Origin of the sequence: Thioalkalivibrio sp. AKL6, from assembly GCF_000376905.1 — a bacterium.
GTDB classification, from domain to species: domain Bacteria; phylum Pseudomonadota; class Gammaproteobacteria; order Ectothiorhodospirales; family Ectothiorhodospiraceae; genus Thioalkalivibrio; species Thioalkalivibrio versutus.
Genome location: NZ_AQXS01000007.1, coordinates 224,506 through 251,290 on the forward strand (window position 1 = coordinate 224,506; position 26,785 = coordinate 251,290).

The window sequence follows — 26,785 nt, forward strand, 5'->3', positions numbered from 1 at the left end:
CTAGCGGTTCGCCGGGCGCGGGTCGCGCTCGGCGTCGGGCTGGGCATCCTCGGTGATCTCGACCGGGGAGTCGTTTTGCAGCTTGAGCAGGCCACTGGCCGCGATACGCTCACCCGGCTCCAGCCCGTCAAGGACCTGCGCCAGATCACCGCGGCGCGCGCCGGTCTCGATCAGGCGCTGTTCCACCCGCAGCTGGCCTTCGTCATCCTCCGCGATCACGAATACCGATTGCCCCCAGGGCGCAAACCGGATCGCGGTCTGCGGCGCGACCACCGCCTCCTCGGACTCGCCGCGATCCAGCGTCACCCGGGCGAACTGCCCCGGACGCAGGCGACCCTGTTCGTTGCCCAGGACGGCCTGCACGCGGAACATGCGCGAGGCCGCGCGGACCCGCGGCTCGATGGCCGTGACATTGCCGGTGAACTCTTCGCCAAAGGCATCCACCTCCACACGGACGTCCTGACCCAGGGCGATCTCGCCCAGGCGGCGCTCCGGCAGGGTGAAATTCACATACAGCGGCTGCAACGCCTCCAGCACCACGATCGGATCCCCGGGCCCGACGAACTGCCCGACGCTCACCTCGCGGATACCCAGCTCGCCAGCGAACGGCGCGCGCAGGCTCTTCTGCCGGATGCGCGCCTCCTGCGCCCTCACCGAGGCCTGGGCCTGCTCGGCCTCGGCGACCCGGCGCTGAAATTCCGAATCCGAGATGTCGTTGCGCTCGATCAGGCCCCTGGCGCGCTCCAGCTCGCGGCGCGCCAGGCGCTCGCCGGCCCGCAAGTTTTCGAGCTCGGCCTCGTCCAGGGTGGTATCCAGGTCGACCAGTGGATCGCCGGTCTCGACCCGCGCCCCGTTCTCGAAGTGAATCGCCTGGACAATGCCCTGCGCCTCGAAGCTCAGGGTCGCGCCCTGCACGGCCTCCAGGCTACCGATCGCACGCACCTGCGGAGTCCAAGAGTCCGTCGTGACCTCGGCGGCGTTGATGGTCACCACCGGCTCCGGCATGTCTTCGAAGTACTCTGCGACTTGCTGATCGACAAAGGCCTTGAAGCCGAAAATACCGCCGAGCACGATGGCCACCGCCACCAGCATGAGGATAAAACGCTTCATCAGGGTCTCCTGGAGACACCGGCGGGGGCATTCCCACCGGCATCATGAAATGAGTTCAACAGACTCGCCCGTCGCCGGACTCTAAACAGCGCCCGGGTCGCAGAGACCTGCATCGCGCAGGGCGGCACGCACGCGCGCCGTCTCCGCCCGAACCACCGTGGGCTCGTCCGGATCCAGCCGCGGCTCCCAGCGCCAGCCGGTCATCAGGGCATGGAAATGCCGGATGAGGTGGTCATAGGGCCGATGGATGTCGTAGGCATCCAGCAACCCCTGCGCATTGGCAAGGCTCTGCATCCCCACGTTCAGCGCCCAGGGGCCCAGCCCCATCTCGTCTTCGGAGATCTCGCGGGCCGGCGGCAGGTCGCCGCGGTCACGCGCCTCGGCCACCACCGCATGCACCGCCTCGCTGATCGGCTTCCCGGCCTCCAGCAATGCCATGCGGCGCGGAGCCGACACATTGGCCCAGACCACCTCGGTCACCAGGTACTGGGTCAGGCGATAGTAGTCGGGGTTTTGCGCGGCAAAATCGATGTCGGTCAGCACGATCGCCAGCATGCGCGAGCGCGTGCCGAGGGAGAGCTCGGGGATGGCCCGGAAAAGCGCCGCCCGTTGCAGCGTGGTGCGTGCCGCGACCGCCGCCAGCAGGTCCTCTTTCGACTCGAAGTGCTGGTACAGCGTACCGGTCGCGTACTCGCAGTCCGCCGCCAGCTTCGACATCTGCAGGGCCAGCAGGCCGTCCTCGCGGATGCGCTCGTGCGCCCGCTCGATGAACAGCGCCTCGCGCGTCTCGCGCTCGCGGCGTTTGCGATCCCCGGTAGTCATGGCGCTCAGCATATCGAACCCACTACGTTTTTTGAACCCGATTCGAGTTAGGTCCCGAAAAAGGCCGGGGACAGCATGCCCCGGCCCCCCGATTCGAGTATTCAGCCCGTCTCGCGCAACAGCCGCACGATCGCGTCGGCGACACTCTTGCTGGACTGCGGGTTTTGCCCGGTCACCAGCTTGCCGTCCACCACCACGTGATCGGCCCAGTCGTCGGCGGTATCCACCTCGCCGCCGAGCTCCTGCAGCTTGTCCTGCAGCAGGAACGGCATCGCAGTGTCCAGCTGCACCGCCTTCTCCTCGCTGTTGGTGAAGGCCGCCACCTTGCGCCCCTTCACCGCGGAAGTGCCATCCGCCAGCATCGCACCGACCAGACAGGCCGGCCCGTGACAGACGGCGCCAACCACCTTGTCGTTGTCCATGAATTCCGCGACCAGGCGCTGGACATGCGGGTTGTCCGGCAGATCGAACATGGTGCCGTGACCGCCGGGAAAGAAGATCGCGGCATAGGCCCCATGGTTCGTGTGGTCATTCAGCGCGATGGTGTCATCCAGGGCCTCCTGCGCGGCCACCGCCGCGGAGCCCGCATGACTGGCCTCCAGGCTTTTCGGATCCAGCGGCACGGGGCCGCCCTTCGGACTGGCCACCTTGACCTCGAAACCCGCCTTGCGAAAGCGATCATAGGGCTCGGCGAACTCGTCGAACCATACGCCCGTCGCCTGGCCTGGAGCGATCTCGCCGTGACTGGTTACTACCATCAGGATCGTCTGGCTCATCCCTTGTCTCCTTGCATCCATGTCTCCGGTGGACTCGCCGGCCGGCTACAGGTTCCTGGTGTGCAAGGCTTGGGTGAACGAGCAGCGAGTCTGACGGCGAAAAACAGACGCGGAAGGATCAAGCAAACGAGAGAGCCGAAGAACCACGCGGCCGGATGGCCGCGGGCTGGGAATCAAAGGCGGTAGTACTCGCGATACCACTCGACGAAGCGCGCAATGCCGTCTTCCACCGCGGTCGCGGGGGCATAGCCCACGTCCTGACGCAGGGCCTCGACATCCGCATAGGTGTCCGGCACGTCCCCCGGCTGCAACGGCAGCAGGTTCTTCTCGGCCTTCTTGCCCAGGCAGTCCTCGAGCACCTCGATGTAGCGCATCAGCTCCACCGGCTCGTGGTTGCCGATGTTGTACAGGCGGTAGGGGGCTGCGCTGGTGGCCGAGTCGGGCTCGGCCCCGTTCCAGTCGGGATTGCGCGGGGCCACGTGATCCAGGGTGCGGATCACGCCCTCGACGATGTCGTCGATATAGGTGAAGTCGCGCCGGTGGTGGCCGTAGTTGAAGACGTCGATCGGCTCGCCCGCCAGGATCTTCTTGGTGAACATGAACAGCGCCATGTCCGGGCGGCCCCAGGGGCCGTAGACAGTGAAGAAGCGCAGTCCGGTCACCGGCAGGTCGTAGAGATGGCTGTAGGTATGCGCCATCAGCTCGTTGGCCTTCTTGCTGGCGGCGTACAGGGAGAGCGGGTGATCGACATTGTCGTGCACCGAGAACGGCATGGTGGTGTTGGCGCCGTAGACAGAGCTCGAGCTGGCATAGACGAAGTGCTCGACGCCGTTATGGCGGCAGCCCTCCAGGATGTTGCCGAAGCCGACCAGGTTGGTGTCGACATAGGCCGCCGGGTTCTCCAGCGAATAGCGCACGCCGGCCTGGGCCGCCAGATTCACCACCCGCTGCGGCCGGTGCTCGCGGAACACCCGCTCCATCGCGGCGCGATCGGCGATGTCCTCGCGCACCTCGGTGAAGTTCGGGTGGTCCTGGGTGCGCGCCAGGCGCGCCTCCTTCAACGAGACGTCGTAGTAGTCGTTCAGATTGTCGACGCCGACCACCTGGTCGCCACGCTCCAGCAGGCGCAGGCTCAGGGCGCTGCCGATGAAGCCGGCCGAGCCGGTCACAAGAACTTTCATCGCGTTAGTCCTGGTCGTCCGGCAGGGTAATGTTCAGCTCGAGGACCTCGCAGTCCCCTTCGCGGTCCACGTTCATCTGCACGGCCTCGTCGTCTACCTGAACGTATTTGCGGATCACCTGCAGCAGCTCCTGCTGCATGGCCGGGAGGTAGTCGGGCCCGGAGCGCGCCGCACGCTCGCGCGCCACGATGATCTGCAGGCGCTCCTTGGCAACGCTGGCGCTCTTCTGCCGCGGCTGACGGAAGTAATCGAAAATCCCCATGATCAACCCTTGAACAGGCGCCCGAAGAAGCCCTTCTTCGGTACATCGACAAAGCGCAGCGGGCGTTCCTCGCCCAGGAACCGGTCCACCGCGTCCTGGTAGGCCTGCCCGGCGTCGGATTCCTCGTCCAGCACCACCGGCTGTCCGGCGTTCGAGGCATTCAGCACCGCCTGGGATTCCGGGATCACGCCCAGGAGTTCGATCGCCAGGATCTCGCCGACATCCTCGATGCTCAGCATCTCGCCGCGTTCGGCGCGCTCGGCGGAGTAACGCGTCAGCAGCAGCTTGCCCTCGATCGGCTCACCGCCTTGCTCCACCTTGCGCGTCTTGCTCGCCAGAATGCCGAGGATGCGGTCGGAGTCGCGCACCGAGGAAACCTCGGGGTTGGTCACCACGATCGCCTCGTCGGCAAAGTAGGCGGCCATCAGTGCGCCGCGCTCGATCCCGGCCGGGCTGTCGCAGACGATAAAGTCAAAGTCGCCGGACAATTCGTTCAGCACGCGCTCCACGCCATCCTGGCTCAGGGCGTCCTTGTCGCGGGTCTGCGAGGCGGGAAGGATGTAGAGGTTGTCCACACGCTTGTCGCGGATCAGGGCCTGCTTCAGGTTCGCATCGCCGTTGATCACGTTGACGAAGTCGTACACCACGCGCCGCTCGCAGCCCATGATCAGATCGAGGTTGCGCAGACCGACGTCGAAATCGATCACGACGGTCTTGTGACCGCGCTGGGCCAGGCCAGTGGCAATCGCGGCCGAGGTGGTGGTCTTGCCCACCCCGCCCTTGCCGGAGGTAATCACTACGATACGTGCCATGTTGGCGGTAGCTCCTTGTCGTCTTGCACGCGCCCGGTGTTCCCGGGGCGTGCGGACGGGTTCCTGTCATTCGTGACCGGCAGGTGGCCGGTCAGATCTCCGCGATCTTGAGGCTTTCGTCGTCCAGTGTCACCAGCCGATTCTCGCCGCGTTCGGCTTCCGTGATGTCTTCGGCGATCCGGTAGTGTCCGGCGATGGACAACAGCTCGGCGTCCAAGCGCCGACAGAAGATACGCGCGGTCACCAGACCGCGCACCCCGGCCAGCGCACGCCCACGTAACGGACCCAGCACATGGATATGCCCGTCCGCCAGCAGTTCGGCGCCCGGCGAGACTGCGCCGGTCACGATCAGGTCCCCCCCGCGGGCGTAGATCTGCTGCCCGGAACGCACCGGTTGATCGACGATACGAGTCGCGCTGTGGACCGCCGCCACGGCGGTCGGCGGGCGTTCCTGCTCGGGCTCGACGGCCTTGTCCTGCGCCGGGGGCTCGTCTTCCAGCGGCACCTCGCCGGAGGGTGCGCCGCCACGCCCGCCCAGTTGCAGCACCGGCAGGACGTCGAACAGTTCGGCATAGCTCTGCAGGCGCTCGGCGGCGGCGCCTGCCTGCAGGCCGATCAGCTTGAAGCCCTCGGCGCGTACGCGCTCGATGGTTGCCTGCAGGTCGGACTCCGGGCTCTCGGCCACTGCCTCCAAATCGAGCACGATGGGCATGTCGCGCATCAGATCCGGGGCCTGGTCGCGCCGCGCGGCCAGCACCTCGCCCAGAACCTTCGGATCGGTCTGGTACACGCGCAGCACCGAGACCAGCATCATGCGGCCTTTCAATTCAATGGCCTGGACAGAACTCGGGGACGCGCTCATCGGATCGGCTGGCTCGCTGGCGGTGACGTGCACAAAAAAGGCGGCGTCCGCAATCTGGGGCGCCGGACAGGACGTGCGCTTTATAGCGCGGACGGGGAAAGCACAGCAAGGGTGCGGGATCACTCCTGCCGCCACATCAGCTGCGCGGCGGGCCCGGGATCAGCGTGTTGGTGCGGCGCACGTAGTCGGCATAACCGGGGCGGGATTCATGCAGACGACTTTCCAGCAACGTGACACCGGACACACGCAGGATCAGCAGGATCATCAGCACCGCCGAGGGCACGGCCCACCAGCCGCCCGCCGCCAGGGCCAGCAGGCCGAACCCGACCCAGACCACAATCTCCCCGAAATAGTTGGGGTGACGGCTGTAGCGCCACAGGCCACGATCCATCACCTGCCCGCGATTGCCCGGATCGGCGCGAAAACGTGCCATCTGCGCATCCGCCACCGTCTCGAAAAAAAGCCCCACCGCCCAGAACAGCAACCCGGCGACGGCCAGCGGCCACCACACCACCTCGGCCCGCACCACGGCCAGCATGGGCAGACCGATCACCGCCACCAGTGCGCCCTGCAACCAGAAGATCGTGACCAGACTGCGCGCGGCAAAGGCACCCTCGCTCCGGCCCGCACGCATGTCCGTGTAGCGCCCGTCCTCGCCGTGGTCCCAATTGCGCCAGGTAATAAAGGCGGACAGCCGCAGCCCCCACAACAGCACCGGGATCACGATCCACAGCCCCAGCAGAGGCCACCCGGCCAGCCCCCACCACACCAGCGTGACCAGGACGAAACCCAGACCCCAGTAGCGGTCCACCAGGCTCGCGTCGCGCCGCAGCACGCTCGCCGCCCAGACCCCCGTCATCAGGGCCAGCGCCGCGCCGAACCCGACCAAGAACATCACCCAACCGGCCATCCGCTAGGCCTCGGGCCGGCGAAACAGGATATGCGACACGAACCACTCGTTCCCGCCGCGATAATCGAACAATTCGGCGCAGGCCATGTAGAACATGCGCCAGCGCTGGAACCACAGCGCGGCATCCTGTGCGCCGTAGGTCTGTTCGAACAATGGCATCAGCTCGTCCCGCGCGGCGTCCTGGCGCGCCAGCCAGGCGTTCAGGGTGCGCGCGTAGTGGTGGCCGTTCACCCGCCACTGGCGCACCACGCGCAGATCCTCCTGAAAATGCCGCGCCAGATCATCCGATGGCATCAACCCGTCGCGGAAGAAGTACTGCCCCATCCAGTCGTGTTCGCCCTCGCTCTCGAAGAAGTAGGCGAACTCGCGATGGGCGAAGACATGCATGAACAACTGCCCGCCCGGACGCAACCAGGTCGCCACGCGCCGCAACAGCTCGGGCCAGTTGCGCATGTGCTCGAACATCTCCACCGACACCACCCGGTCGAACCCGGTCTGCTCCGGCGCAAAGGTGTTCATGTCCGCGGTCATGATCGTCAGGTTTTCCAGCCCGCGCGCATCCCGCCGGGCCTCGATCGAGGCCCGCTGGGTCGCCGAGTTGGACACCGAGACGATGCGCGACCGCGGGTATTGCTCGGCCATCCAGAGCGACAGCGAACCCCAGCCACAGCCCAGCTCCAGGACCTGCTGCCCGTTCTCGAGGCCCGCCCGTTCGCAGGTCAGCTGCAGCATGGCCGCCTCCGCCCCGCGCAGGTCATCCACGCCCTCCGGCCACCAGGCGCAGGAGTATTTCAGCCACGGCCCGAGGCAACGCTCGAAATATTCGGTCGGAACCTCGTAGTGCTGCTCGTTCGCCACCTCGGTGGACAACGCCACGGGCGCGGCGCGCATCGCCTCGATCAACGCATAGCGACGCTCCATTGCTTCCTCGGCCGGGGCACCACTCGCGCGCAGCCGCTCGGCCAGCAGCCGACGAATCCCCGCCCGCACGAGCGGGTCCGGCACCCGTCCCTGTTCCGCCCATTCGATCATCCGCTGCATCTGTCGGCCTCTGTTGCAATATTCAGGGAGACACTGACCCGTTCGCACTTTGGCGTTCGAGTCGGCCTTGCGTGCTAGCCCCGGCACCCGCCGCGCCGGGGCTTGTAGAAAGATAGAAGGATCAACGCCAACGTGCGAATGAATCAACATCAACCTCGTTGACCCGGGGCCCGATATGCGGTTCCCCGTCAAGCCAGGGAAACGTCGCGGGTGACTGACACCTTTGCTTGCCGGGGTGCTAGATTGGCAACCTTGATCTCAGCTACTGAACCGACATGGCGCAACCCCAACGGATCCCGGCCCGCACCCTCCACCGCATCTGGGCACCTTTTTTCAAGGCGGTCCAGGAGCGACATGACGCCTTTCTGAATGACCTCGACGACCGCCTGATGGAGGCCTCCGAACGGGCCATCGATTCGCAGCGGGCGGCCCAGAATTTCGCCCTGTCGCGACAGGTTCGAATGGGGAGCTCGACGATCAGGCAACACTTCCGCGAGCGACTACACGCGGCCCTGATCTCTGTTGACGAAACAGAGGGCGCAGGCGACCTCACCGGTGACGGCCTGGAATTGTCCCTGATGGATGACGCCGACACCGAACGTGAAGTTGCCCTGCGCAAGCTCGTCAACAGCGCGCGCTCCAGCCTGTCCGAGGAGATCGACGCGCTGGAGACGGTCACTCGGGATTATGACCTGGCCACGCCGCCCGAAGCCGCGCCCTGGCACCCCCACGCACTGGGCGAGGCGTTCCTCGAGGCTATGGAGGCCGTCCCGCTGTCCGCCGACGAATGCCTGCTGCTCCTGCACTGGTTCGATCGTGACATGCTCAGGGAAATGCAGCCCGAAATGCAGGCGCTGCTGCAGGATTTCCGCGAGGCCGGCTTCACGGTTCCCCAGGTGCGCCAGACGACACGCAGGCCGGCCGGTCGCAGCGACACCAACGCGGGACAAACCGCCCCCACCGGCGCCCCGCCGGGGACCGACTTGCCCGGGACCGGCGCCGCATCGGGCAACTGGGGCCAGTTCGGGTACCAGGTACCGCTCGCCGGCCAGGTAATGACTGCAACCGGACAGATGCCCGCCGGCAGCCCGGTCGAGGCCATCACAACCGTGTTGAACACATCCCCGGCCAGCACGCTGGAACCGTTCATCATGGATCTGCTGCAGGGTCTGTTCGACCTGATCCTGAAACGGGACGACCTCAACCCGGCCCTGCGCGAACCGCTTGCCGACCTGCAGCTGCCACTGGTGCGTATTGCGATGCGCGAGACCCACTTCTTTCGCGATCGCACCCACCCGGCGCGCCAGATGACAGGCCTGCTACTGAACATCGCGTTGCGCATCGACCCCGACCTGCCCCTGGAGGAGGCTCGGCAACTGCCGCTCACCCGCCTGGTGTTCGAGAACGTGGAGCGCGTGCGCAACGGTGGCCTCAGCGACAGCGCAGCCTTTGACGAGGCCCTGGATCGACTGCGCAACGAACTCGCGACGGCCGAGGACCAGATCGCCCACCAGGCCGCGAGCGAGCAGGCCGATGCACAGCAGGAAGAACGCACGCTGGAGATCCGTTACAGCGTCGAATCCACGGTGGAGCGCACCGTGATCTCCATGGGCCAGGACATCCCCGACGAGGCCCGCGAGCAGCTGATGGATGCCTGGGTACCCCTGATGACGGCCCAGAAGACCGCTGACGCCGAGACTTCGGCGGTCGGCGATACGCCCCCGGACCCGGCCAACCCGGACAACGATGGCATGGCTCTGCTGCACGAACTGCTGGCGCTGATGCAGAAAGAGCCGGACTTCCAGTCCTCCGCCCCGCTCCTGGCCCGTATCCGCGCCTTCCTCGATCGCGCCCCGCTGTCGAAGGAGGAGCGCGCCCGCATCAAGCAGGACCTGGTCAGTGCCCACCTGGTCGCCGCCGGGAAACGCCGTTCCGCCACCGCCGATCGGCAGTCGCCAGCCGAACAGGCGCCGACTGGGCCAACCGGCGAGGCTGGCACCAGCGAAGAACGGTCCGAGCCGGCGCGCAAGCGAGCCAGCGCCCGCCCGGGTTCCATCTTCGGCAGTTCACCGCGCCATCCGGACGACGACCCGTCCCTGATGCGCGACCATGACGACGAACATGTCGAGCATGCCGACAACCTGATCTCCGGCACCTGGATCCAGTTCACCTCCCCCGCCGGCACCCGGGTCACGCGCATGAAGCTGGTCTGGCGCGGCAGTCACGCCGGACGCCTGCTGTTCACCGATGCCGCGGGACGCGCCAAGCGCCAGCACAGCATTCAGGGTCTGGCGCACGAATTCCGCAGCGGGCGCGCCCAGATCATTCCGGAAGAATCGCTGTTCGATCACCTGATGGACCAGCGCCTCGGCCAGACCGCCTGAGTCCAACCCTGGCCCGGTTCGGCACGCGACCTGCCACCCCAGCCGGACCTTTTCCGCCGCGAAGCGGTCCATCTCTCGAACCCCTTTGGGATGCATCGATGACACGCTCACTGGCGGCCCTGTTCGCGGGCCTGGTACTGGGGATCCTGATGACCGGATGCAGCAGCCCGCAGAAGATGCCGACGGTGGATCACGTCGACCTCGACCGCTACATGGGCGACTGGTACGTGATCGCGAATATCCCCACCTTCCTCGAGCGCGATGCCTACAACGCGCTGGAGCAGTACGCGCTGAACGACGACGGCACCATCGCCACCACCTTCTCGTTCAACAAGGGCGGCTTTGACGGGCCGCGCCGCGAGTACAACCCGACGGGTTTCGTGCAGAGCGAGGACAACGCCGAATGGGGCATGCGCTTCCTGTGGCCGTTCAAGGCCGAGTTCCTGATCGTCTACCTCGACGAGGACTACAGCCAGACGGTGATCGGCCGCAGCAAGCGCGACTACGTCTGGATCATGGCGCGCGAGCCGGCGATGCCCGAGGACGACTACCAGGCCATCCTCGCCTACCTCGACGAACTCGGCTACGACACCGACGCGATCCAGCGCGTCCCGCAGCGCTGGGACGACTGACGTCCCCGTGCTGCGGCGAGCCTAATCCCTGACGCGCCCGTAGCCGCCACCCCCCGGAGTCCGGATCTCCACCGCATCCCCCGGACCCACCGACTGGCGATCACAGCCTGCCATCGGCTCGCGCGTGCCATCCGCGCGCAGGATGGCATCCTCGCCCAGCGCCCCCGGCTCGCCACCCGCCAATCCGAACGGGGGTACGCGGCGCCGATTGGCCAGCAGCACCACCTCCATCGCCGCATCAAAACCCAGCCGCCGGATCACGCCATCACCCCCCCGGCGCTGCCCCCGGCCACCGGAGCCGTGGCGATAGCCGAACTGTTCTACCCGCACCGGAAAACGGCTCTCCAGGACCTCCGGGTCGGTCAGGCGCGAATTGGTCATGTGGGTCTGCACGGCGCTGACCCCGTCATAGCCGGGTCCGGCCCCGGCACCCCCGGCGATGGTCTCGTAGTACTGCCGCTCGGCATCGCCGAAGGTCAGGTTGTTCATCGTGCCCTGGGCCGCGGCCTGCACCCCGAGGGCGCCGAACAGCGCGTCGGTCACGACCTGCGAGGTCTCGACGTTGCCCGCCACCACGGCAGCGGGTGGGGCCGGGTTCAGCAGGCACCCCTCCGGGATCGCCAGGTCCACCGGCGCCAGGCAGCCATCGTTCAGGGGAATCTCGTCCTCCAGCAGCGTGCGCAGCACGTACAGCACCGCCGCACGGACGATGGAGCCCGGGGCATTGAAGTTATCCTCGCGGGCCGGCGAGGTCCCCGCGAAATCGATCCGCAGGCGGCGCGCTCCCGGATCGGGTGTCACGGCCACCCGGATCTCGGCCCCGTTGTCCAACGCATAGGTGAACGTGCCACCCTCCAGGCCCGCGATCAGCCGTTGTACCGCCTCGGTGGCGTTGTCCTGCACATGCCTCATGTAGGCCGCCACCGTGGCCGCGCCATATTCGTCCAGCAGCCGGCCCAGCTCTTCGAGCCCCTTGCGGTTGGCCGCCACCTGGGCCTCCAGATCGGCCAGATTCTGCTCCGGGTTGCGTGCCGGCCACTCGCCCGATCCCAGTAGCGCCCGCATCGCCGGAGACGCGAAACGCCCATCGCGCACAAGAAGGGTCGGCGGGATCAGCACGCCCTCTTCTTCCAGCCGACGGGAGAAGGCCGGCATCGAACCCGGCGTGATGCCGCCGACATCGGCATGGTGGCCGCGCGAGGCCACGAAAAACGCCGGTTGCGCGATCCCGGCCTGCGGATCCTCCGTCACTGCATCCCCGGGGCCCACGAAGACCGGTGTGACCACGGTGATGTCCGGCAGATGGGTGCCGCCGTTGTAGGGATCGTTCAGCACCCAGGCGTCTCCGGGACGCAGATCACCCTCCGCCGCCGCGATCACCGCGCGCACGCTAGCGCCCATCGAGCCCAGATGCACTGGCATGTGCGGGGCATTGGCGACCAGGTTCCCGCTGGCATCGAACAGCGCACAGGAGAAATCCAGGCGCTCCTTGATGTTCACCGAATGGGCGGTATTGCGCAGTGTGAACCCCATCTGGTCTGCGATTGCCATGAAGCGATTGTTGAAGACTTCCAGCAGGATGGGGTCGCGCGGGATCGCGTCCACATCGGTGGTTTCGGCTGCCCCCCGCCGACCGGCGCCCGCCTCGCGCTCCAGGCACAGCGTGCCCTCGTCCTCGATCCGACCCCGCCAGCCCGGCTCCAGCACCAGCGTTGCGGTGTCCTCGATCACCAGTGCCGGCCCTGCCAGCGTCATCCCGGGGCTCAGGGCCTCGCGCCGGTACAGGGGTACGTCGCGCATCTCGCCCGCCACGACCATCGCGACCGTATCCGCCTCCGGTGCGGGACGCTCGACCATCGAATCCGGTACCCGATCCAGCGGCCACTCGGTCCCGGTCGCGATGGCCTCGGCCGCCGCGACCGCTACCACCAGCTCGCGATCCGGCGGGGCGAAGCCGTAGCGCCCGCGATAAGCCGCAGCGAAGGCCTCCATCAGAGAAGGGGTGGATCCGGCCGAGACCTCCAGCGCCGTATCCGAGCCGGCTAGCCGCAGATGCAGCCGTCGCTCGATGCGCATGTCCCCGGATTCCACCCCCTGTTCCGCGAGGGCCGCGGCCGCCACCGTGGCCTGATCGTCCAGTGCGGCCTCGATCGCTGCGACATGCTCCTCGTCCAGGGGCCACTCCAGGCTGCGCTCGCGCAGGGCCCGCAGCTCGCCCAGCCCCATCCCGTAGGCGGACAGCACGCCTCCCAGCGGATGGAACAGGATGTGGCGCATGCCCAATTGCTCCGCGACCCGGCAGGCATGCTGCCCACCCGCCCCGCCAAAGCAGACCAGGGCATAGCGCGACACGTCATGGCCCCGCTGCACCGAGATGGTCTTGATCGCCTGGGCCATGTGCTCCACCGCGATCTGCAACAACCCCTCGGCCAGCCCCTCCGGCGTCACCCGTTCAGCCGTCATCGACATGACCTGAACCGCCAGCTCATCGAACTGCTGCCGGACCGGCTCCGGGTCCAGCGGACGGTCGCGCTCGGGGCCGAACACGGCCGGGAAATACTCCGGTCGCAAGCGCCCCAGCAGCACATTGCAATCGGTCACCGTCAACGGCCCACCCTGGCCGTAACAGGCCGGACCGGGCTGGGCCCCAGCGGACTCCGGCCCGACCCGCAAGCGGATCCCGTCGAAGCGGCAGACCGACCCACCGCCAGCGGCCACGGTATGGATATCCAGCATCGGCACGCGCAGACGCGCACCCGCCACCTCGCTCTCCTGGCGGCGTTCCAGCTCCCCGGCCAGGTGTGCGACATCGGTGGAGGTCCCGCCCATGTCGAAGGTGATCAGGCGCTCGAACCCCAGGGGCGCGGCGGTCTTCAGCGCGCCAACGATGCCGCCGGCCGGCCCGGACAGGATCGCGTCGCGGCCGCGAAAATGCACCGCGTCCACCAGCCCGCCATGCGACTGCATGAAGCGCAGCGGCACATCCCCCAGTTCGCCGGCCACCTGATCGACATAGCGGCGCAGCACAGGCGACAGGTAGGCATCCACCACCGTGGTCTCGCCACGCGGCACCAGCTTGATCAGCGGGCTGGTCGCGTGGCTGGTCGCTACCTCGGCAAAGCCCATCTCCCGCGCGAGCGCCGCGATGGCCTGCTCATGCGCCGGATAGCGATAGCCGTGGATGCAGACGATCGCCACCGAACGAATGCCCTCATCCAGCGCCGCCTGCAGGCGCGGACGCAGCTCATCAAGATCCACCGGCTGGAGGACCTCCCCGTCCGCGTTCACCCGTTCGCGCACCGGTGCAACCCGCGCATAGATCGGCTGCGGCAGGCGGATGATGCGCGCAAACAGGTCGGGCCGCGCCTGGTGCCCGATCGCCACTGCGTCCTCCAACCCCGCAGTAATCACCAGCAGGGTCGGCTCGCCCTTGCGCTCCAGTAGCGCGTTGGTCGCCACCGTGGTGCCCATGCGCAGCTCGTGGATCACCCCGGCGGGTATCGCGGCGCCGGCGGCCAGCCCGAGGAGGTCGCGGACGCCCTGCACCGCGGCGTCGGCATACGCCTGCGGGTTGTCCGACAGCAGCTTGCGGGTATGCAGGCGGCCTTCCGGGTCGCGTGCGACCAGGTCGGTGAAGGTGCCGCCGCGATCCACCCAGAACTGCCATTGGTTGTCGGTTCGGGCTTGAGTCATGTTTGCCGCTCTGGTCTGATCCCGTGAACTCGGGCGCCGCGCGCCAGTCGCAAGCGCGTCACCTAATAGGAAATGCTCCCGCATGGATCCCGTCACCCAAGCCAGCCTGGGCGCCGTTGTCGGCGGCCTGACCCTCGGATCACGCCTGGGCCGAAAGGCCATCCTGCTGGGCGCTGTAGTGGCCATTATCCCGGACCTGGACGTGCTCATAGCCTACGGGGATGACGTCTCCGATTTCATCCATCACCGCGGCTTCAGCCACTCCCTGCTGCTGCATCTACTGGTCGCGACGGGCATAGCGGGCCTGCTCGCACGCATCCCGGCCACGCGCGATATCGGCTTCGGACGCTGGTGGTGGTTCCTGTTCCTGGTGCTGTCCACGCATGTGCTGCTGGATGCGCTCACCACCTACGGCACCCAGATCCTGTGGCCCTTCGCCGGACCTGTGGGGACAGCCTCGATCTTCGTGATCGACCCGCTCTACACCCTGCCCCTGCTGGTCGCCGCGATCGGCGCGCTGTTCTACCGCTTCGCGCCGCGGCTGCTGGTGGCCGGACTGGTCCTTTCCACCGCCTATGCGGGCTCGGGCCTGGCGCTGAAGGCCTGGATCGACCACCGCATCCAGCCCGCGCTGATCGCGATGGACCTGCAGGACCAGCCGCGCATGGTGCAGCCTACCCCGTTCAACCTGCTGCTGTGGCGCGTCACCGTCGTGGATAATGAACGCTTTCTGGAGGCATGGGTGGGCATCCTCGACCAGCCGATCCGCCCGGACTTCGAGGCCTTCGAGCGCGGCGCGCACCTGCAGCACGAGGCCCTGGCCCTGGAGGATGGCCGGCGCCTGCAATGGTTCGCCGGCGACTTCCTGCGCTTCCACCGGGCCGAGCACACCGACGGCCCCGACCGGCTGGTCGTCACCGACCTGCGCCTCGGCGCACCCGGCTACTTCCCCTTCGGCTTCGAGATCGCCGAGGAACGCGAGGGCGACTGGCAACCCATCACCAGCCGCCAGGTCCGCGAGACGGGCCCGCGTGAAGACGCGATCCGTGCCATCGCCACGCGCATCATTGATCCGGAGGGTGCGCCCTGCCTCATGGACCTGGCCGAACCCGATTACGCCATCACCCGGCCGCCGCCGCGCTGCCGCCTGCAGATGCCGTGATCGGATCCGACGAGCCTGAACCGGGACCCGCGGCCGCCTGCGAACTGTGTGGCCGCACGATGGACGCGCTGACCCGCCACCACCTGATCCCGCGCAAGCAGCACCGGCGCAAGCGCATCCGCCGGCGATTCAGCCGCGCCGAACGCGAAGCCCGCATCCTGTGGATCTGCCGCCCCTGCCATGACCACATCCACAAACACTTCGACGAACAAACCCTTGCGGAACGCCTGAACACGCGCGAGGCACTCCTCGCCGAACCAGTCATCCACGATTTCGTCACCTAGATCGCCCGCCACCCACCCAGCTTCAAACCCCACGGCTAGGCCCCGCGGACACTGGACATCATTTTTCGAGCCCCGATCTCTTTCGCCTGCGCCTGCGGTGGCTGGCCCTGGTCCGTCGCCAGTCTTTACGTGCCTCCGTCCGGCCGCCTGCCGGGTCAGGCTGGCCCCGGTTCGTCCTCTGTGTTTCCGTACTTTCGGTCCGCCACCTGCCATGCGCTGACTCGCCAGCGCGCCGCGAGGTACTTCTTTGCTCGTGCAAAGAAGTACCCAAGAAACACGCCCGACTGCCGCGACCCCGGCCCGCTGTGCGGGCCGGGGTTTCCCTCGCTCCGAGGCTTTTCGCGGGTGGCGCTGAACTCGCTGCGCCTTCGGCTCCGCTCAAACATCCAGCGCCTTGAATCCCGCGAAAAGCCTCTCCACTCGGCGCGACGACAACGGGGGTGAAGGTCCAAACAACGGCTATCCCAGCGTTCTTGCCAGTGGATGATGGCTAGGTCTTCGGACATCTTCGGCACGCTCGGCCTGTGGCCGTTGCGTGCCGCACCCGCGAAGCGGGTGCCGGGGACGTAGGATGCGGATGAGCGCAGCGAATCGCATCAGGGGTTCGCTAGGCGTTGGAGATGGTGCGTTTCGCTGCGCTCAACCGCACCCTACGAGATACCGTCTGTTTTGACCTTCTCCTCCCGTATGGAGCCCCTTGCGGAAGGGTCCTCGGGCCGGGAGAAGACGCTGGATGTCTGAGCGGAGCCGAAGGCGCAGCGAGTTCAGCGCCTGGCAGGCGGCGGACCGAAGGCACGTAAACACTGGAGTACGAACCGGGACAAGGCAACGACAAGACGTCAAAGCCAAACATGCAAAAGGGGCCAACCTGGCCCCTTTGCTTGAATCTGGCGGAGAGGGAGGGATTACGGCGACGTGGTCGCCGCCCTCCGGGCCGCCTCCGCTCTGCTTCGGCGTTCCGGTGTCGCTTCGCGCCACCGGTCGAACCATCATCTTGATCGATCGAGGGTTCGAATCCCGATACGCCAGGGGCTGGAAATGCAAAAGGGGCCAACCTGGCCCCTTTGCTTGAATCTGGCGGAGAGGGAGGGATTCGAACCCTCGATACGGGGTTACCGTATACACACTTTCCAGGCGTGCGCCTTCGACCGCTCGGCCACCTCTCCGTTTTCCGCAACCGCTGGACGGTCACGAAGCGCGGAATCCTAAACCAGGCGCGGCAGCGGCGCAATGGAGGGGACGAAAAACAGCAGCTTGCGGGATCAGGAACCGCCCTTGCCCGGCAGACCGGGAAAAGCGTGCACATTGCCCCCGGCAGTTCCCGCATCGTGAATGCGCGGGGTACCCACTGCCGTGACCTCGTCGATCCGAATCAACGCATGCATCGGCACATGGAAGCGCTCCACACCCTCGAACTCGGTACGCAAGCGCTCCTCCGAGGGATCCACCACCACCTGTGTGCGCTCGCCGAACAGCAGGCCCTCGATGGTGACGAAACCGTAAAGCTCGTCCTGGTAAACGTCACGGGCGTACAGCTCGTACGTTTTTCCGTTGTTCAGAAAATTGATTCGGTACCGCAGATTCTTGTCCATGGGCTCCATCATGGGGGAGCAACCGCAGATTGCAACGGGTTGGCGTTGGTCCGGAGCGCCAGAGTCGGTATGATTCCGGGCGTTATCCGCATGGGTCCCGGCACGCCAACGATGAATTCCTCCCAGGAGCTGCTCGATCATTTGAGCCGCAACAGCTCGCCGTACCAGGATCCGCTCATGCGGGTTCGCTGGGATGCGCTGTCTTCGGAGGACTACTGGATCCCGGAAGAGGCCATCTCGCTGTTCGGCACGCCCGAATATTCCGCGCTGTCGGGCGAGCAGAAGCGGCGCCTCTCGCAGTACGAATTTCTCTATTTCATCAGTGGCGCGCTGTGGCTGGAAGGCCTGTTCATGGAACGCATCTCGCGCATCTCCATGCACTCGACCGGCCGCCTGGACCGGCTGAACTACCGCCTGCACGAGCTGCGTGAAGAGGCCGGTCACAGCCTGATGTTCATCGAGTTCATGCGTCGCAGCGGGCTGGAGCTGCCGGAACGGCGCTTCCCGAAACCAAGGCTCGCCACCCTGGTCGGCCGCTTTGCCCCCTTCGAGTCCTCGATCTTCTGGATCGCAGTGATGATCGGCGAGGAGGTCCCGGATCGGATGAACCGTCTGATCCACCAGCGCCGTGACCAGATCAGCCCCACGGTGCATGACGTCGTCTCCACCCACATGATCGACGAAGCGCGCCACATGGCACATGCCCGCGACACGCTGGAAAGCTACCTGGATACCCTGCCGACCTGGCAGAAGGCGGCCTATCGCCCGCTGATGCGGCGGGTGTTCCGCCAGTTCGTGCACGCCTTCTACTACCCCACGGCGGATATCTACCAGCTCGCGGGCCTGCCCGCGGGCCCACACTACCGCCGTCTGGCGCGCGACAACCCACGCCGGGCCGCCTTCATCGATACCTGTGTCGACCCCGCACTGCAGATCCTCCGCGCCCAGGGCCTGGTCCTGAACTGGCGATAGGGTCACCATCTCGCCCTTCGCCGGTCGTCGGCTAGCACTGCCTGCACGGCCGATTGGGTATCATCGGTTCATGTTCCCGCACCTCCACCTTCGCCCCCCGAGCTCGACCTGGCGCCAGATCGAGCTCGGCGTGTTCATCGTATTGCTGGTGATGATCGGCCTGCGGGTCTGGTTCCAGCCGCCCTCGGCCCTGCAGCAATTGACCTTCCGCGAGGAACTGCAGGTAGTGCTGGTCGAAGCGCCTTTGGGGCGTTCGGAGCTGGCGGCCACTGAGGGCCACGACCAACTGGAACTGGCCCTGCTGCATGGCTTCGCGAAGGAACTGGGCACGCGCATTCGCGTAACCCGCGTGGAGACCGCCGCCGAGGCCCACCGCCGCCTGCGCGAACACCGGGCGGACCTGGCCGCCGGGCTGCTGGTGGACCCCGATGAACCGACGATCGAACGCGGTCCGGAGATCCTCGCCATCCAGCAGGTTCTCGCCTTCTGGCGCGGCAACGAATCCACCGCTGCACTGCCCGCCCTCGCCAGCCTGCCCGCCGGAACCCGACTGGGACTCACCGCACAGTCGCCGCTGCCGGAACGCCTGCGGGCCCATCTGGCCCACGCCGACGCGGCGAGGCAACAGGTATCGGTCCGGGCAGGGGATCCGGAGTCCGAGACCCCGAATCCGGGCCTGTTCGAGACCCTCGGGTACGAGCCGCGAGACCCGCCGGTCGAGCTGGTACCCATCGGGACCGCCGAAGCGCAACGCCAGGCATTGGCCGCGGGCCAAATCGACTATGCCCTGATGAGCTCCCTGGAGTTCGGCCGGCTGCAACGCTTGCATCCCGACCTGCGTACCGCCTATGAATTCGAGCGCGGGGTGGCCGTCACCTGGCTGTTCCCGGCCGGCTTCGACCGCAGCCTGATCGACGCGGCGGAGGCCTACATTGACCGCCTGCGAGGGAACCGTGACCTGGAACTGATGATCGACCGCTACCTGGGCCATCTGGAGACCCACGACCTGGTGGACGCCCTGACCTTCGCCCGGCGCGTGGATAACCAGCTGGATCGCTTTCGCGACCTGTTCGAACGCGCCGGCGCCGAATACGGCCTGGACTGGCGCTTCATCGCCGCCGTGGCCTACCAGGAGTCACACTGGAACGCGGAGGCCATCTCCCCCACCGGGGTGCGCGGGCTGATGATGCTGACCCAGAACACCGCGTCCGGCCTCGGCGTCGAGGACCGCACCGACCCGGCATCCAGCGTCGACGGCGGCACCCGCTATCTGCTGGACCTGCGTGAGCGTCTACCGGAACGCATCCCGGAACCGGATCGCACCTGGATGACGCTGGCGGCCTACAACGTCGGGCTGGGACACCTGCATGACGCCCGGCGCCTGGCCGATGCCAACGGCGACGATCCGAATCGCTGGCTGGACGTAATGCAGTGGCTGCCACGCCTGGCGGAACGCGAATGGCACGAGCAAACCCGCTATGGCTACGCCCGCGGCTGGGAGCCCGTGCTCTACGTGCAGAACATTCGCAGCTATTACGACAAGTTGATCCAGCGCTTCCCCGCAAGCAGCGACCATATCCCCAACGCACCGAAAGTCTACCGTCGCGTCCCGCTATCGCTCTGAAGCGTGGCGGGCGCGGTCAGCGCACGCCCTCGTCTTCCCTGGGCGACGCTGATGAGTCGCGTTGATCCCCCAAGTTTTTCGAGACAAGGCGCGCTGTGCGGGCCTTGGCGTCCTGCGATCCGCTGCCCATCCATCAGACCCAAGGCAGGATCGGGAACATGGGACACCCAAACGCACGTGTACATTGATCAGTGTTTCCCTAGAATCCGTACCCCCACACCCTTACCCCCGGACCCAGGCCCATGACCGCTACCACCCGCGCCTCCCTGCGCGCCGCCATCGGACCGGGCCTGCTGATGGCCGGAGCGGCGGTGGGCGTCTCGCATCTGGTCCAGGCCACCCGGGGCGGGGCCGAATACGGTCTACTGCTGATCCCGATCGTGCTGCTGGCCTGCCTGTTCAAGTACCCCTTCCTGGAATTCGGCCCGCGCTACGCCGCGGCCACCGGACATAACCTGCTCACCGGCTACCACCGCCTTGGCAACTGGGCCCTAGGACTCTACATCGCCGTCACCCTGGGGACGCTGTTCATCATCCAGGCCGTGGTCACCCTGACCACTGCGGGGCTGTTCGCACTGGTGTTCGGGCTGGACCTGTCGATGGTCGCGCTGTCCGCGCTGATCCTGGCGGCCTGCATCGGGTTCCTGATGGTCGAGGCCTACAAGGGCCTGGACCTGGGCATGAAGATCATCATGGCGGCGCTGAGCGTTTCGACGGTGGTCGCGGTCGCCCTGGCCTTCCAGGAGGCCCCGGACTGGCAGACCCTCTCCGGCGCACCGGAATGGTCGAGCCTGTGGACCCTCGCCGGCTTCGCCTTCGTGCTGGCCCTGCTCGGCTGGATGCCGATCCCGCTGGATGTCGCCGCCTGGCACTCGGTCTGGACCCAGGAACGCGCCCGCATGACCGGGCACCATCCCAGCGTGCGCGAGGCCGTGTTCGACTTCCGCCTCGGCTTCATCGGCGCCACCCTGCTGGCGCTTGCATTCATGTTGCTGGGGGCATTGCTGATGTACGGCACCGGCATCGGCTTCGCCCCGGGGGCGGCCGCGTTCTCGGCGCAGCTGGTGGATCTCTATGCCCAGAGCCTGGGCGAGTGGAGCCGCTCGCTGATCGCCATCGCGGCACTCACCACCATGTTCTCCACCACCCTGGCGGTCACCGACGCCTATCCGCGGGTCATCATGGCGATCATCCGCACCCTGCGAGAGAACGGCCACCAGGCGCAGGACATGGAACCCGCCCCCCGGGGCGAGCGCGGGCTGGACTGGTGGGGCTATCGCATCGCCCTGCTGATCGTCGCGGCCGGCGCGCTGGCCCTGATCTGGCTGGCCGGCGAGCAGTTCACGCGCTTCGTCGACATCGCCACCACCCTGTCGTTCCTGTCCGCTCCGATCCTCGCCTGGCTCACCTTCCGCGCGGTGATGTCACCGGACGTGCCGGCCGCCGCGAAACCGGGTCCCGGCCTGCGTGGCCTGGCCTGGGCCGGCCTCGTCTTCCTCGGCGGGTTCTCGCTGGCCTGGCTGGTCTGGCGCTTCGGGCTCTGAAGCGCCGCAAGCCGTCAGGAAGCCGCTTCGCTGGCGCGCACACAGAATCGCGCCAGGATGGCCACGTCGTGCCGCGCCTGTCCGGCCTCGAGCGCCGCATCCACGGCCTCGCGCACCGGCGTGAGCCCCTCCGTCGCCAGCCCGAGATCGCGGCTAAGGTCGGCGATAATCCCCAGATCCTTGTGGTACAGGCCGACTTGGAACCCGGGCTCGAAGTCGCCGTCCAGCAGGCGCTGCCCGTGCACCTCGAGGATGCGCGAAGAGGCAAACCCGCCCATCAGCGCCTCGCGCACCCGCGCCGGGTCGACACCGGACTGCTCCGCCAGGGCAAAGGCCTCGCCCACCGCGACCAGGGTCTCGCCCACCACCAGCTGGTTGCAGGCCTTGGCGATCTGTCCCGCGCCGCTGTCGCCCACGTGGGTCAGGGTGGAGCCCACCACCTCGAAGATCGGCCGCAGCCTCTCGACAACATCGACCGGCCCGCCCACCATCAGGCTCAGCGTCCCGGCCCGCGCGCCCGGCTCCCCGCCCGAAACCGGGGCATCCACGAAGGTCACCTCGCGTTCGGCGGCCGCGCGGGCGATGGCGCGGGTACGCATCGGGTCGATGGTGCTGTGATCGATCACGACCAGTCCGGGACGGGCATGCTCCAGGACCCCGTCCGGCCCCAGCATCAGCGCCTCGACATCCGGCGTATCGGAGACATTCAGCACCAGCACCCGCACGCCGCGAACCAGCTCCGGGAGGCTCGTGCATGGCTGCGCCCCATCCTGCGCGAGTGCTTCCGCCGTCTCCGGCCGGCGCGCCCAGACCTGGACGTCAGCCCCGGCGGCGAGGAGGTTGCGATTCATGGGCGCCCCCATGATGCCGAGGCCAATGGCCCCGATCGGCTGGAGTTCGCGCGGGATCTGGGATGCGGACATACGGCACTCCGAAAACGGTACCCACGCACTGTAACAACCCCGCTGGAAAAGCGGCACATGGAGGGTGAACCGGATCATGCAACGCGAACACCTGCACGGCTCCCTGCTCGCCTTCACCGGCGTGATGGCACTCAGCTTCGACGGACTGCTGGTGCGCCTGGCCGACACCCAGGGCATGGATATCGTCTTCTGGCGCGGGTTGCTGATGGCCCTCGCCCTGACCCTGCTGCTGCGTATCCTCGACGGGCGCTGGGCCTGGACCCACCTGCGACTGGGCGGGCGCGATGCCGGCTGGGTCGCGGCCGGGTTCGCGGCGACCACCATCCTGTTCGTGCTCGGCATCCTGCACACCACGGTCGCCAACGTGGTGGTCATCCTGGCGGCCTCGCCGCTGTTCGCGGCCGTGTTCTCCGGACTGCTGCTGCGCGAATGGGTGCCGCTGCGGACCTGGATCGCCATGCTGATCTGTATCGGCGGGATCGTCGGGGTGTTGGCCGGCTCGCTGGAGGCCGGGGGCTGGCTGGGCGACGCCCTGGCGCTGCTGGCGGCCTTGGTGGTCGGCATCAACCTGACCCTGCTGCGCCGCTCGCCCCGAGTGGACCGGCTGGCCGTGATCGCGGCGGGCGGGATGCTGGCCGCGCTGATCGCATGGCCGCTGGCGACGCCACTCGCGGTCGGGCTCGACAGCCTCGCGGTCCTGGCGATCATGGGCCTCCTCCAGCTCCCCCTGGCGCTGACCCTGATCGCCCTGTCGACCCGCTTTCTGCCGGCCGGCGAGGTGGCCCTGTTCCTGGTGCTGGAGGCGGTGTTCGGCACCCTCTGGGTCTGGCTGTTCCTGGCCGAGGCCCCCGGCACCCTCACGCTACTGGCCGGCGGCTTGGTCCTGCTCACCCTGGCCGTGCATGCAACCTGGGGCATGCACCAAAAAAGCTCACCCTAATATTCTAATTTTCGACTTTATATCAAATGCTTATCTTGTATTTGATCGGAATAATCGCCAACGGTTCCCGTCTTACCCATAACCGGACACCAGAGGCATGGACGCCGCCTGGATCCGGTCTCTGATTGCAACGCGGCATACGCCCCGGGCGTATCGAAAACAAAACACGGGAACAAACGCAGGAGCCCGATCATGAACAAACGCTTCATCCTTCCGCTGGCCATGGCCGCCGCCGTATTCGCCCTGCCGGGTACCGCCCTCGCGGATAGCTACTATTCCGAGCAGAAAGTCGTCTATCACGTGAACCACGACAACGAACAGCGGCAGATCGGCGCGATGCGGAACATCCAGAACCACATCAACGCCGTGGGCGCCGACCGCATGAGCATCAAGGTCGTGATGCACGGCAACGGGCTCAGCCTGCTGCAGCACGCCAAATCGAACGAGGACCTGAAGGCCTTCGTCGATCAGCTGAAGATGCAGGACGTGGACTTCCAGGTGTGCAACAACACCGTCGTTGGGCGGAACATCGACATTGCTAACGACCTCTACGACGCCTCCGAGGACGACATCATCCCGAGCGGCGTGGCCCACCTGTCGCACCTGCAGCAGCAGGGCTACACCTACGTGCGTCCGTAATACCCCTGCAGCAAGCACCCGGCGACCGCCATCTCCCGGTCGTCGCTTCGGGCCCGGGTCTTCCCGGGCCCTTTTCTTTGTGCAACTAGACTCCACTCGTAAACCCGCCCCACACGGCACATGACCCTTTTTGTGGCGCTGCAGACGGGAATAGGCGCGTGCGCAGGGCGTCTTATTCATACCTGTTGACCGCCTTCCCTGCGAAGCCCCCGGTCACAGCGCGCCAACCCCGGCGCAAGGCCCCGTGGCGTACCGCAACCCGCCCGGGTTCGTTGTTGTTTCAGAAGGAACCTGTGCAATGAACGCAATGAAACTGCTCTTTCCCGCCCTGCTCGCCATGGTGCTCGGCATCCCCGGCCTGGCGGCCGCGAGCGACTTCGACTATGGCACGCACAAAGTGATCTACCACGTGAACTACGATGACGAGCGGCGCTACATGGCCGCGATGGGCAACATCCAGAACCATATCAACGCCGTGGGCGCCGACAACATGGAGATCAAGGTGGTGATGCACGGGGACGGCCTCGGGCTGCTGCAAACCGCCAACACCAACGAAAACCTGCGCGGCCGCATCGAGAACCTGAAGATGCAGAACGTGGAGTTCCAGGTCTGTGCGAACACCCTGCGCGGACGCAATATCGCCCTCGAAGAACTCTTCGACGCCTCCGAGGATGACGTAATCCCGAGCGGCGTGGCCCACATCTCCTGGCTGCAGCACCAGGGCTTTACCTACAGCCGGCCCTAACAGATTCCGAAAATGTGCCGAAAGATCGGCCCGGATCGCGAGATCCGGGCCTTTTTCATGGCATCACAGGGGGACATTGGGGGTGCCGCCGCGAATCGGTATGGTATGCATTCTCCATCCGCCACGAGTCCCGCCGTGTCCGCCATCTCCATTCAGCAGCTGTACAAGGCGTACGACGGCGTTGCGGTCGTGGACGGCGTGGACCTCGAAATCGCCCCCGGCGAATTCTTCGGCCTGCTGGGGCCCAACGGGGCCGGCAAGACCACCACCCTGCGCATGCTGCTGGGGATGACGCCGATCGATGGCGGGCAGGTCGAGGTCCTCGGCCTGCCGATGCCCGAGGGCGAGCGCGCGGTCCGCGAACGCCTGGGCATCGTGCCGCAGTTCGACACCCTCGACCCCGACTTCACGGTGATCGAGAACATGCGCACCTACGCCGCCTACTTCGGCCTGTCCGGGCCGGAGGTGGAGTCGCGCATCGACCGGCTGCTGGCGCAGGTCAACCTGAACGACAAGCGCGGCGCGCGCATCAATGCCCTGTCCGGCGGAATGAAGCGGCGCCTGACCCTGGCCCGTGCGCTGATCAACGAACCCGAGGTGGTAGTGCTGGACGAGCCCACCACCGGTCTCGACCCGCAGGCCCGGCATCATCTGTGGCGCCAGCTTCGGGCGCTGCGCGCCTCGGGCGTCACCCTCGTGCTGACCACTCACTACATGGAAGAAGCCGAGGAACTGTGCGACCGCATCGCGATCATCGACCACGGCCGCATCATCGCCTGTGAGGCCCCGAGCCGTCTGATCGCCGAGCATATCGAGCCCTGGGTCCTGACGGTCGGCGGCACGGACGCCGGGGAGGTCCTGCAGCGCGAGCTGGGCCCGAAGGACCGGGCCCACCAGGTCGCCGACACCTGGCTGGTCTATACCGCGGAGCCGGACCGGCTGCGCGAGCGCCTCCGCGCGCTCGGCCACGAGCCCACCCTGCGCGAGGCGGACCTGGAAGACGTCTTCCTCAAGCTCACCGGCCACGAGCTGAGGGACTGAGCCCATGTCCGGCGGCCACCCCATCCTGCCCCGCCCCAGCCTGCGCTTCGTCGCCGTCTGGCGGCGCAACCTGCTGGTCTGGCGCAAGCTGATCGTGCCGTCGATGCTGGGCAATTTCGGCGAGCCGATCCTGTATCTGCTGGCCTTTGGCTACGGCTTCGGCAGCCTGGTGGGCGATCTCGACGGCATGCGCTACATGGTCTTCATTGCCTCCGGCATCATCTGCTCGTCCGCGATGTTCACCGCGAGCTTCGAGGGCATGTATTCCGCCTACACCCGCATGGCGGAACAGAACACCTGGCTGGGCATGCTTGCCACCCCGCTCACGCTGGACGACATCGTCTTCGCCGAGGCCGTCTGGGCCGCGACCAAGGGCCTGATCAGCGCCATTACCATCCTGATCGTCGCCAGCGTGCTGGGGCTGGTCGCCGATGCCCGCGCCCTGCTCGCGCTGCCGGTGATCTTCCTCGCCGCGTTCACCTTCGGCGCGCTGGCCCTGGTGATTACCGCCCTGGCGCGCAGCTACGACTTCTTCCTCTACTACTTCACCCTGGCCGTCACGCCGATGTTGCTGCTGTCCGGGGTGTTCTTTCCGCTGACCGAACTGCCCGGCTGGGTGCAGGGCCTGGCCCTGGCACTACCACTGGCGCATGTACTGGAGATCGTGCGTCCGCTGATGACCGGCACCTGGCCCGCGGCCTGGCTGCCGCACCTGGCCGTGATCACCGCCTACGGCGGGAGCGCCATCATCCTGGCCACCTACCTGATCCGCCGGCGCCTGCTGCGCTGAACGCCGCGAGTCCCCAGTCCCGCTCCGGCACGGCACCCGGTTGT

At 66.9% G+C, this 26,785-nt stretch carries 24 protein-coding genes, 1 tRNA gene and 1 pseudogene; 13 read left to right on the forward strand and 13 right to left on the reverse strand.

From position 1 onward, the window contains the following. From D575_RS0102620 to D575_RS0102660, 9 genes are all read right to left on the reverse strand, one after another. A complete protein-coding gene (locus D575_RS0102620) occupies positions 1–1,110 on the reverse strand; it encodes an efflux RND transporter periplasmic adaptor subunit (protein WP_018144357.1) in 1,110 nt (369 codons plus the stop codon). 81 nt (positions 1,111–1,191) lie between these two features. Beyond that, on the reverse strand, positions 1,192–1,944 hold the full coding sequence (locus tag D575_RS0102625; protein WP_018144358.1) for a TetR/AcrR family transcriptional regulator: 753 nt from the start codon (positions 1,942–1,944) through the stop codon (positions 1,192–1,194). An 89-nt stretch (positions 1,945–2,033) separates the two neighbouring features. Then, positions 2,034–2,708, reverse strand: a complete 675-nt coding sequence (locus D575_RS0102630; RefSeq protein ID WP_018144359.1) for a type 1 glutamine amidotransferase domain-containing protein — start codon at positions 2,706–2,708, stop codon at positions 2,034–2,036. A gap of 173 nt (positions 2,709–2,881) precedes the next feature. Then, positions 2,882–3,889 carry an NAD-dependent epimerase gene (locus D575_RS0102635; RefSeq protein ID WP_018144360.1) on the reverse strand — a complete coding sequence of 336 codons (1,008 nt, stop codon included), beginning with the start codon at positions 3,887–3,889 and terminating at the stop codon, positions 2,882–2,884. A gap of 4 nt (positions 3,890–3,893) precedes the next feature. Beyond that, complete coding sequence (minE, locus tag D575_RS0102640) at positions 3,894–4,151, reverse strand: cell division topological specificity factor MinE (RefSeq protein WP_018937842.1); 258 nt, start codon at positions 4,149–4,151, stop codon at positions 3,894–3,896. A 2-nt stretch (positions 4,152–4,153) separates the two neighbouring features. Next, positions 4,154–4,963 carry a septum site-determining protein MinD gene (minD, locus tag D575_RS0102645; RefSeq protein WP_018144362.1) on the reverse strand — a complete coding sequence of 270 codons (810 nt, stop codon included), beginning with the start codon at positions 4,961–4,963 and terminating at the stop codon, positions 4,154–4,156. Between the two features lie 91 nt (positions 4,964–5,054). After that, on the reverse strand, positions 5,055–5,777 hold the full coding sequence (gene minC / locus D575_RS0102650) for a septum site-determining protein MinC (RefSeq protein ID WP_018144363.1): 723 nt from the start codon (positions 5,775–5,777) through the stop codon (positions 5,055–5,057). A gap of 184 nt (positions 5,778–5,961) precedes the next feature. Beyond that, positions 5,962–6,735 carry a DUF1295 domain-containing protein gene (locus D575_RS0102655; protein ID WP_018144364.1) on the reverse strand — a complete coding sequence of 258 codons (774 nt, stop codon included), beginning with the start codon at positions 6,733–6,735 and terminating at the stop codon, positions 5,962–5,964. Between the two features lie 3 nt (positions 6,736–6,738). Then, a complete protein-coding gene (locus D575_RS0102660) occupies positions 6,739–7,776 on the reverse strand; it encodes a cyclopropane-fatty-acyl-phospholipid synthase family protein (protein WP_018144365.1) in 1,038 nt (345 codons plus the stop codon). Positions 7,777–8,051: 275 nt separating this feature from the next. On the opposite strand from D575_RS0102660, the gene D575_RS0102665 reads away from it, so the two are divergent. Continuing rightward, positions 8,052–10,160 carry a DUF1631 family protein gene (locus tag D575_RS0102665; RefSeq protein ID WP_018144366.1) on the forward strand — a complete coding sequence of 703 codons (2,109 nt, stop codon included), beginning with the start codon at positions 8,052–8,054 and terminating at the stop codon, positions 10,158–10,160. A 98-nt stretch (positions 10,161–10,258) separates the two neighbouring features. Further along, positions 10,259–10,792 carry a lipocalin family protein gene (locus D575_RS0102670; protein WP_018144367.1) on the forward strand — a complete coding sequence of 178 codons (534 nt, stop codon included), beginning with the start codon at positions 10,259–10,261 and terminating at the stop codon, positions 10,790–10,792. Between the two features lie 21 nt (positions 10,793–10,813). Here the strand turns inward: D575_RS0102670 and D575_RS0102675 are convergent, their stop codons facing one another. Then, positions 10,814–14,485: a hydantoinase B/oxoprolinase family protein gene (locus D575_RS0102675; protein ID WP_018144368.1), complete on the reverse strand. Its 3,672-nt coding sequence runs from the start codon at positions 14,483–14,485 to the stop codon at positions 10,814–10,816. Between the two features lie 82 nt (positions 14,486–14,567). Here D575_RS0102675 and D575_RS0102680 point away from each other — a divergent pair, with 82 nt between their 5' ends. The 3 genes and pseudogenes from D575_RS0102680 (at position 14,568) to D575_RS14645 (ending at position 16,672) form a co-directional block, all read left to right on the forward strand. Continuing rightward, entirely contained in the window at positions 14,568–15,647 is a 1,080-nt protein-coding gene (locus tag D575_RS0102680) for a metal-dependent hydrolase (RefSeq protein ID WP_018144369.1), read from the forward strand. A 59-nt stretch (positions 15,648–15,706) separates the two neighbouring features. After that, positions 15,707–15,931: a hypothetical protein gene (locus D575_RS13590; protein WP_018177015.1), complete on the forward strand. Its 225-nt coding sequence runs from the start codon at positions 15,707–15,709 to the stop codon at positions 15,929–15,931. Positions 15,932–16,414: 483 nt separating this feature from the next. Next, positions 16,415–16,672 (forward strand): annotated as a pseudogene (locus tag D575_RS14645) (hypothetical protein). A 334-nt stretch (positions 16,673–17,006) separates the two neighbouring features. On the opposite strand, the gene D575_RS0102690 reads toward D575_RS14645, so the two are convergent. Further along, positions 17,007–17,097, reverse strand: a tRNA-Ser gene (locus tag D575_RS0102690). A gap of 96 nt (positions 17,098–17,193) precedes the next feature. Then, a complete protein-coding gene (locus tag D575_RS0102695) occupies positions 17,194–17,523 on the reverse strand; it encodes a DUF1820 family protein (protein WP_018144371.1) in 330 nt (109 codons plus the stop codon). 111 nt (positions 17,524–17,634) lie between these two features. On the opposite strand from D575_RS0102695, the gene D575_RS0102700 reads away from it, so the two are divergent. The 3 genes from D575_RS0102700 (at position 17,635) to D575_RS0102710 (ending at position 21,663) form a co-directional block, all read left to right on the forward strand. Beyond that, a complete protein-coding gene (locus D575_RS0102700) occupies positions 17,635–18,495 on the forward strand; it encodes a diiron oxygenase (RefSeq protein WP_026182023.1) in 861 nt (286 codons plus the stop codon). 70 nt (positions 18,496–18,565) lie between these two features. Continuing rightward, the gene (gene mltF, locus D575_RS0102705; protein WP_018144373.1) at positions 18,566–20,119 is read left to right on the forward strand and encodes a membrane-bound lytic murein transglycosylase MltF; all 1,554 of its coding nucleotides are present in this window, start codon (positions 18,566–18,568) and stop codon (positions 20,117–20,119) included. A gap of 242 nt (positions 20,120–20,361) precedes the next feature. After that, positions 20,362–21,663, forward strand: a complete 1,302-nt coding sequence (locus D575_RS0102710) for an NRAMP family divalent metal transporter (RefSeq protein WP_018144374.1) — start codon at positions 20,362–20,364, stop codon at positions 21,661–21,663. 14 nt (positions 21,664–21,677) lie between these two features. Here the strand turns inward: D575_RS0102710 and D575_RS0102715 are convergent, their stop codons facing one another. Continuing rightward, positions 21,678–22,586 (reverse strand): NAD(P)-dependent oxidoreductase, encoded by a 909-nt coding sequence (locus tag D575_RS0102715; protein WP_018144375.1) that lies wholly within the window; start codon positions 22,584–22,586, stop codon positions 21,678–21,680. Between the two features lie 76 nt (positions 22,587–22,662). Here D575_RS0102715 and D575_RS0102720 point away from each other — a divergent pair, with 76 nt between their 5' ends. From D575_RS0102720 to D575_RS0102740, 5 genes are all read left to right on the forward strand, one after another. Further along, complete coding sequence (locus tag D575_RS0102720; protein ID WP_018144376.1) at positions 22,663–23,526, forward strand: DMT family transporter; 864 nt, start codon at positions 22,663–22,665, stop codon at positions 23,524–23,526. A gap of 192 nt (positions 23,527–23,718) precedes the next feature. Beyond that, positions 23,719–24,165, forward strand: a complete 447-nt coding sequence (locus D575_RS0102725; protein WP_018144377.1) for a DsrE family protein — start codon at positions 23,719–23,721, stop codon at positions 24,163–24,165. A gap of 298 nt (positions 24,166–24,463) precedes the next feature. Then, positions 24,464–24,910 (forward strand): DsrE family protein, encoded by a 447-nt coding sequence (locus D575_RS0102730; protein WP_018144378.1) that lies wholly within the window; start codon positions 24,464–24,466, stop codon positions 24,908–24,910. 135 nt (positions 24,911–25,045) lie between these two features. Then, a complete protein-coding gene (locus D575_RS0102735) occupies positions 25,046–25,951 on the forward strand; it encodes an ABC transporter ATP-binding protein (protein WP_018144379.1) in 906 nt (301 codons plus the stop codon). Between the two features lie 4 nt (positions 25,952–25,955). Continuing rightward, positions 25,956–26,741 (forward strand): ABC transporter permease, encoded by a 786-nt coding sequence (locus tag D575_RS0102740; RefSeq protein ID WP_018144380.1) that lies wholly within the window; start codon positions 25,956–25,958, stop codon positions 26,739–26,741. The last annotated feature ends 44 nt before the right edge of the window (positions 26,742–26,785 follow it).

What these genes read in the sequence shown, in the direction of transcription:
- D575_RS0102740 (WP_018144380.1), top strand. Translation starts at nt 25,956, where the DNA reads ATGTCCGGCGGCCACCCCATCCTGCCCCGCCCCAGCCTGCGCTTCGTC.
- D575_RS0102710 (WP_018144374.1), top strand. Translation starts at nt 20,362, where the DNA reads ATGACCGCTACCACCCGCGCCTCCCTGCGCGCCGCCATCGGACCGGGC.
- mltF (WP_018144373.1), top strand. Translation starts at nt 18,566, where the DNA reads ATGTTCCCGCACCTCCACCTTCGCCCCCCGAGCTCGACCTGGCGCCAG.
- D575_RS0102725 (WP_018144377.1), top strand. Translation starts at nt 23,719, where the DNA reads ATGAACAAACGCTTCATCCTTCCGCTGGCCATGGCCGCCGCCGTATTC.
- D575_RS13590 (WP_018177015.1), top strand. Translation starts at nt 15,707, where the DNA reads ATGGACGCGCTGACCCGCCACCACCTGATCCCGCGCAAGCAGCACCGG.
- D575_RS0102660 (WP_018144365.1), bottom strand. Translation starts at nt 7,776, where the DNA reads ATGCAGCGGATGATCGAATGGGCGGAACAGGGACGGGTGCCGGACCCG.
- D575_RS0102635 (WP_018144360.1), bottom strand. Translation starts at nt 3,889, where the DNA reads ATGAAAGTTCTTGTGACCGGCTCGGCCGGCTTCATCGGCAGCGCCCTG.
- minE (WP_018937842.1), bottom strand. Translation starts at nt 4,151, where the DNA reads ATGGGGATTTTCGATTACTTCCGTCAGCCGCGGCAGAAGAGCGCCAGC.
- D575_RS0102675 (WP_018144368.1), bottom strand. Translation starts at nt 14,485, where the DNA reads ATGACTCAAGCCCGAACCGACAACCAATGGCAGTTCTGGGTGGATCGC.
- D575_RS0102700 (WP_026182023.1), top strand. Translation starts at nt 17,635, where the DNA reads ATGAATTCCTCCCAGGAGCTGCTCGATCATTTGAGCCGCAACAGCTCG.
- D575_RS0102715 (WP_018144375.1), bottom strand. Translation starts at nt 22,586, where the DNA reads ATGTCCGCATCCCAGATCCCGCGCGAACTCCAGCCGATCGGGGCCATT.
- D575_RS0102695 (WP_018144371.1), bottom strand. Translation starts at nt 17,523, where the DNA reads ATGGACAAGAATCTGCGGTACCGAATCAATTTTCTGAACAACGGAAAA.
- D575_RS0102630 (WP_018144359.1), bottom strand. Translation starts at nt 2,708, where the DNA reads ATGAGCCAGACGATCCTGATGGTAGTAACCAGTCACGGCGAGATCGCT.
- D575_RS0102680 (WP_018144369.1), top strand. Translation starts at nt 14,568, where the DNA reads ATGGATCCCGTCACCCAAGCCAGCCTGGGCGCCGTTGTCGGCGGCCTG.
- D575_RS0102720 (WP_018144376.1), top strand. Translation starts at nt 22,663, where the DNA reads ATGCAACGCGAACACCTGCACGGCTCCCTGCTCGCCTTCACCGGCGTG.
- D575_RS0102625 (WP_018144358.1), bottom strand. Translation starts at nt 1,944, where the DNA reads ATGCTGAGCGCCATGACTACCGGGGATCGCAAACGCCGCGAGCGCGAG.
- D575_RS0102730 (WP_018144378.1), top strand. Translation starts at nt 24,464, where the DNA reads ATGAACGCAATGAAACTGCTCTTTCCCGCCCTGCTCGCCATGGTGCTC.
- minC (WP_018144363.1), bottom strand. Translation starts at nt 5,777, where the DNA reads ATGATGCTGGTCTCGGTGCTGCGCGTGTACCAGACCGATCCGAAGGTT.
- D575_RS0102665 (WP_018144366.1), top strand. Translation starts at nt 8,052, where the DNA reads ATGGCGCAACCCCAACGGATCCCGGCCCGCACCCTCCACCGCATCTGG.
- D575_RS0102655 (WP_018144364.1), bottom strand. Translation starts at nt 6,735, where the DNA reads ATGGCCGGTTGGGTGATGTTCTTGGTCGGGTTCGGCGCGGCGCTGGCC.
- minD (WP_018144362.1), bottom strand. Translation starts at nt 4,963, where the DNA reads ATGGCACGTATCGTAGTGATTACCTCCGGCAAGGGCGGGGTGGGCAAG.
- D575_RS0102670 (WP_018144367.1), top strand. Translation starts at nt 10,259, where the DNA reads ATGACACGCTCACTGGCGGCCCTGTTCGCGGGCCTGGTACTGGGGATC.
- D575_RS0102620 (WP_018144357.1), bottom strand. Translation starts at nt 1,110, where the DNA reads ATGAAGCGTTTTATCCTCATGCTGGTGGCGGTGGCCATCGTGCTCGGC.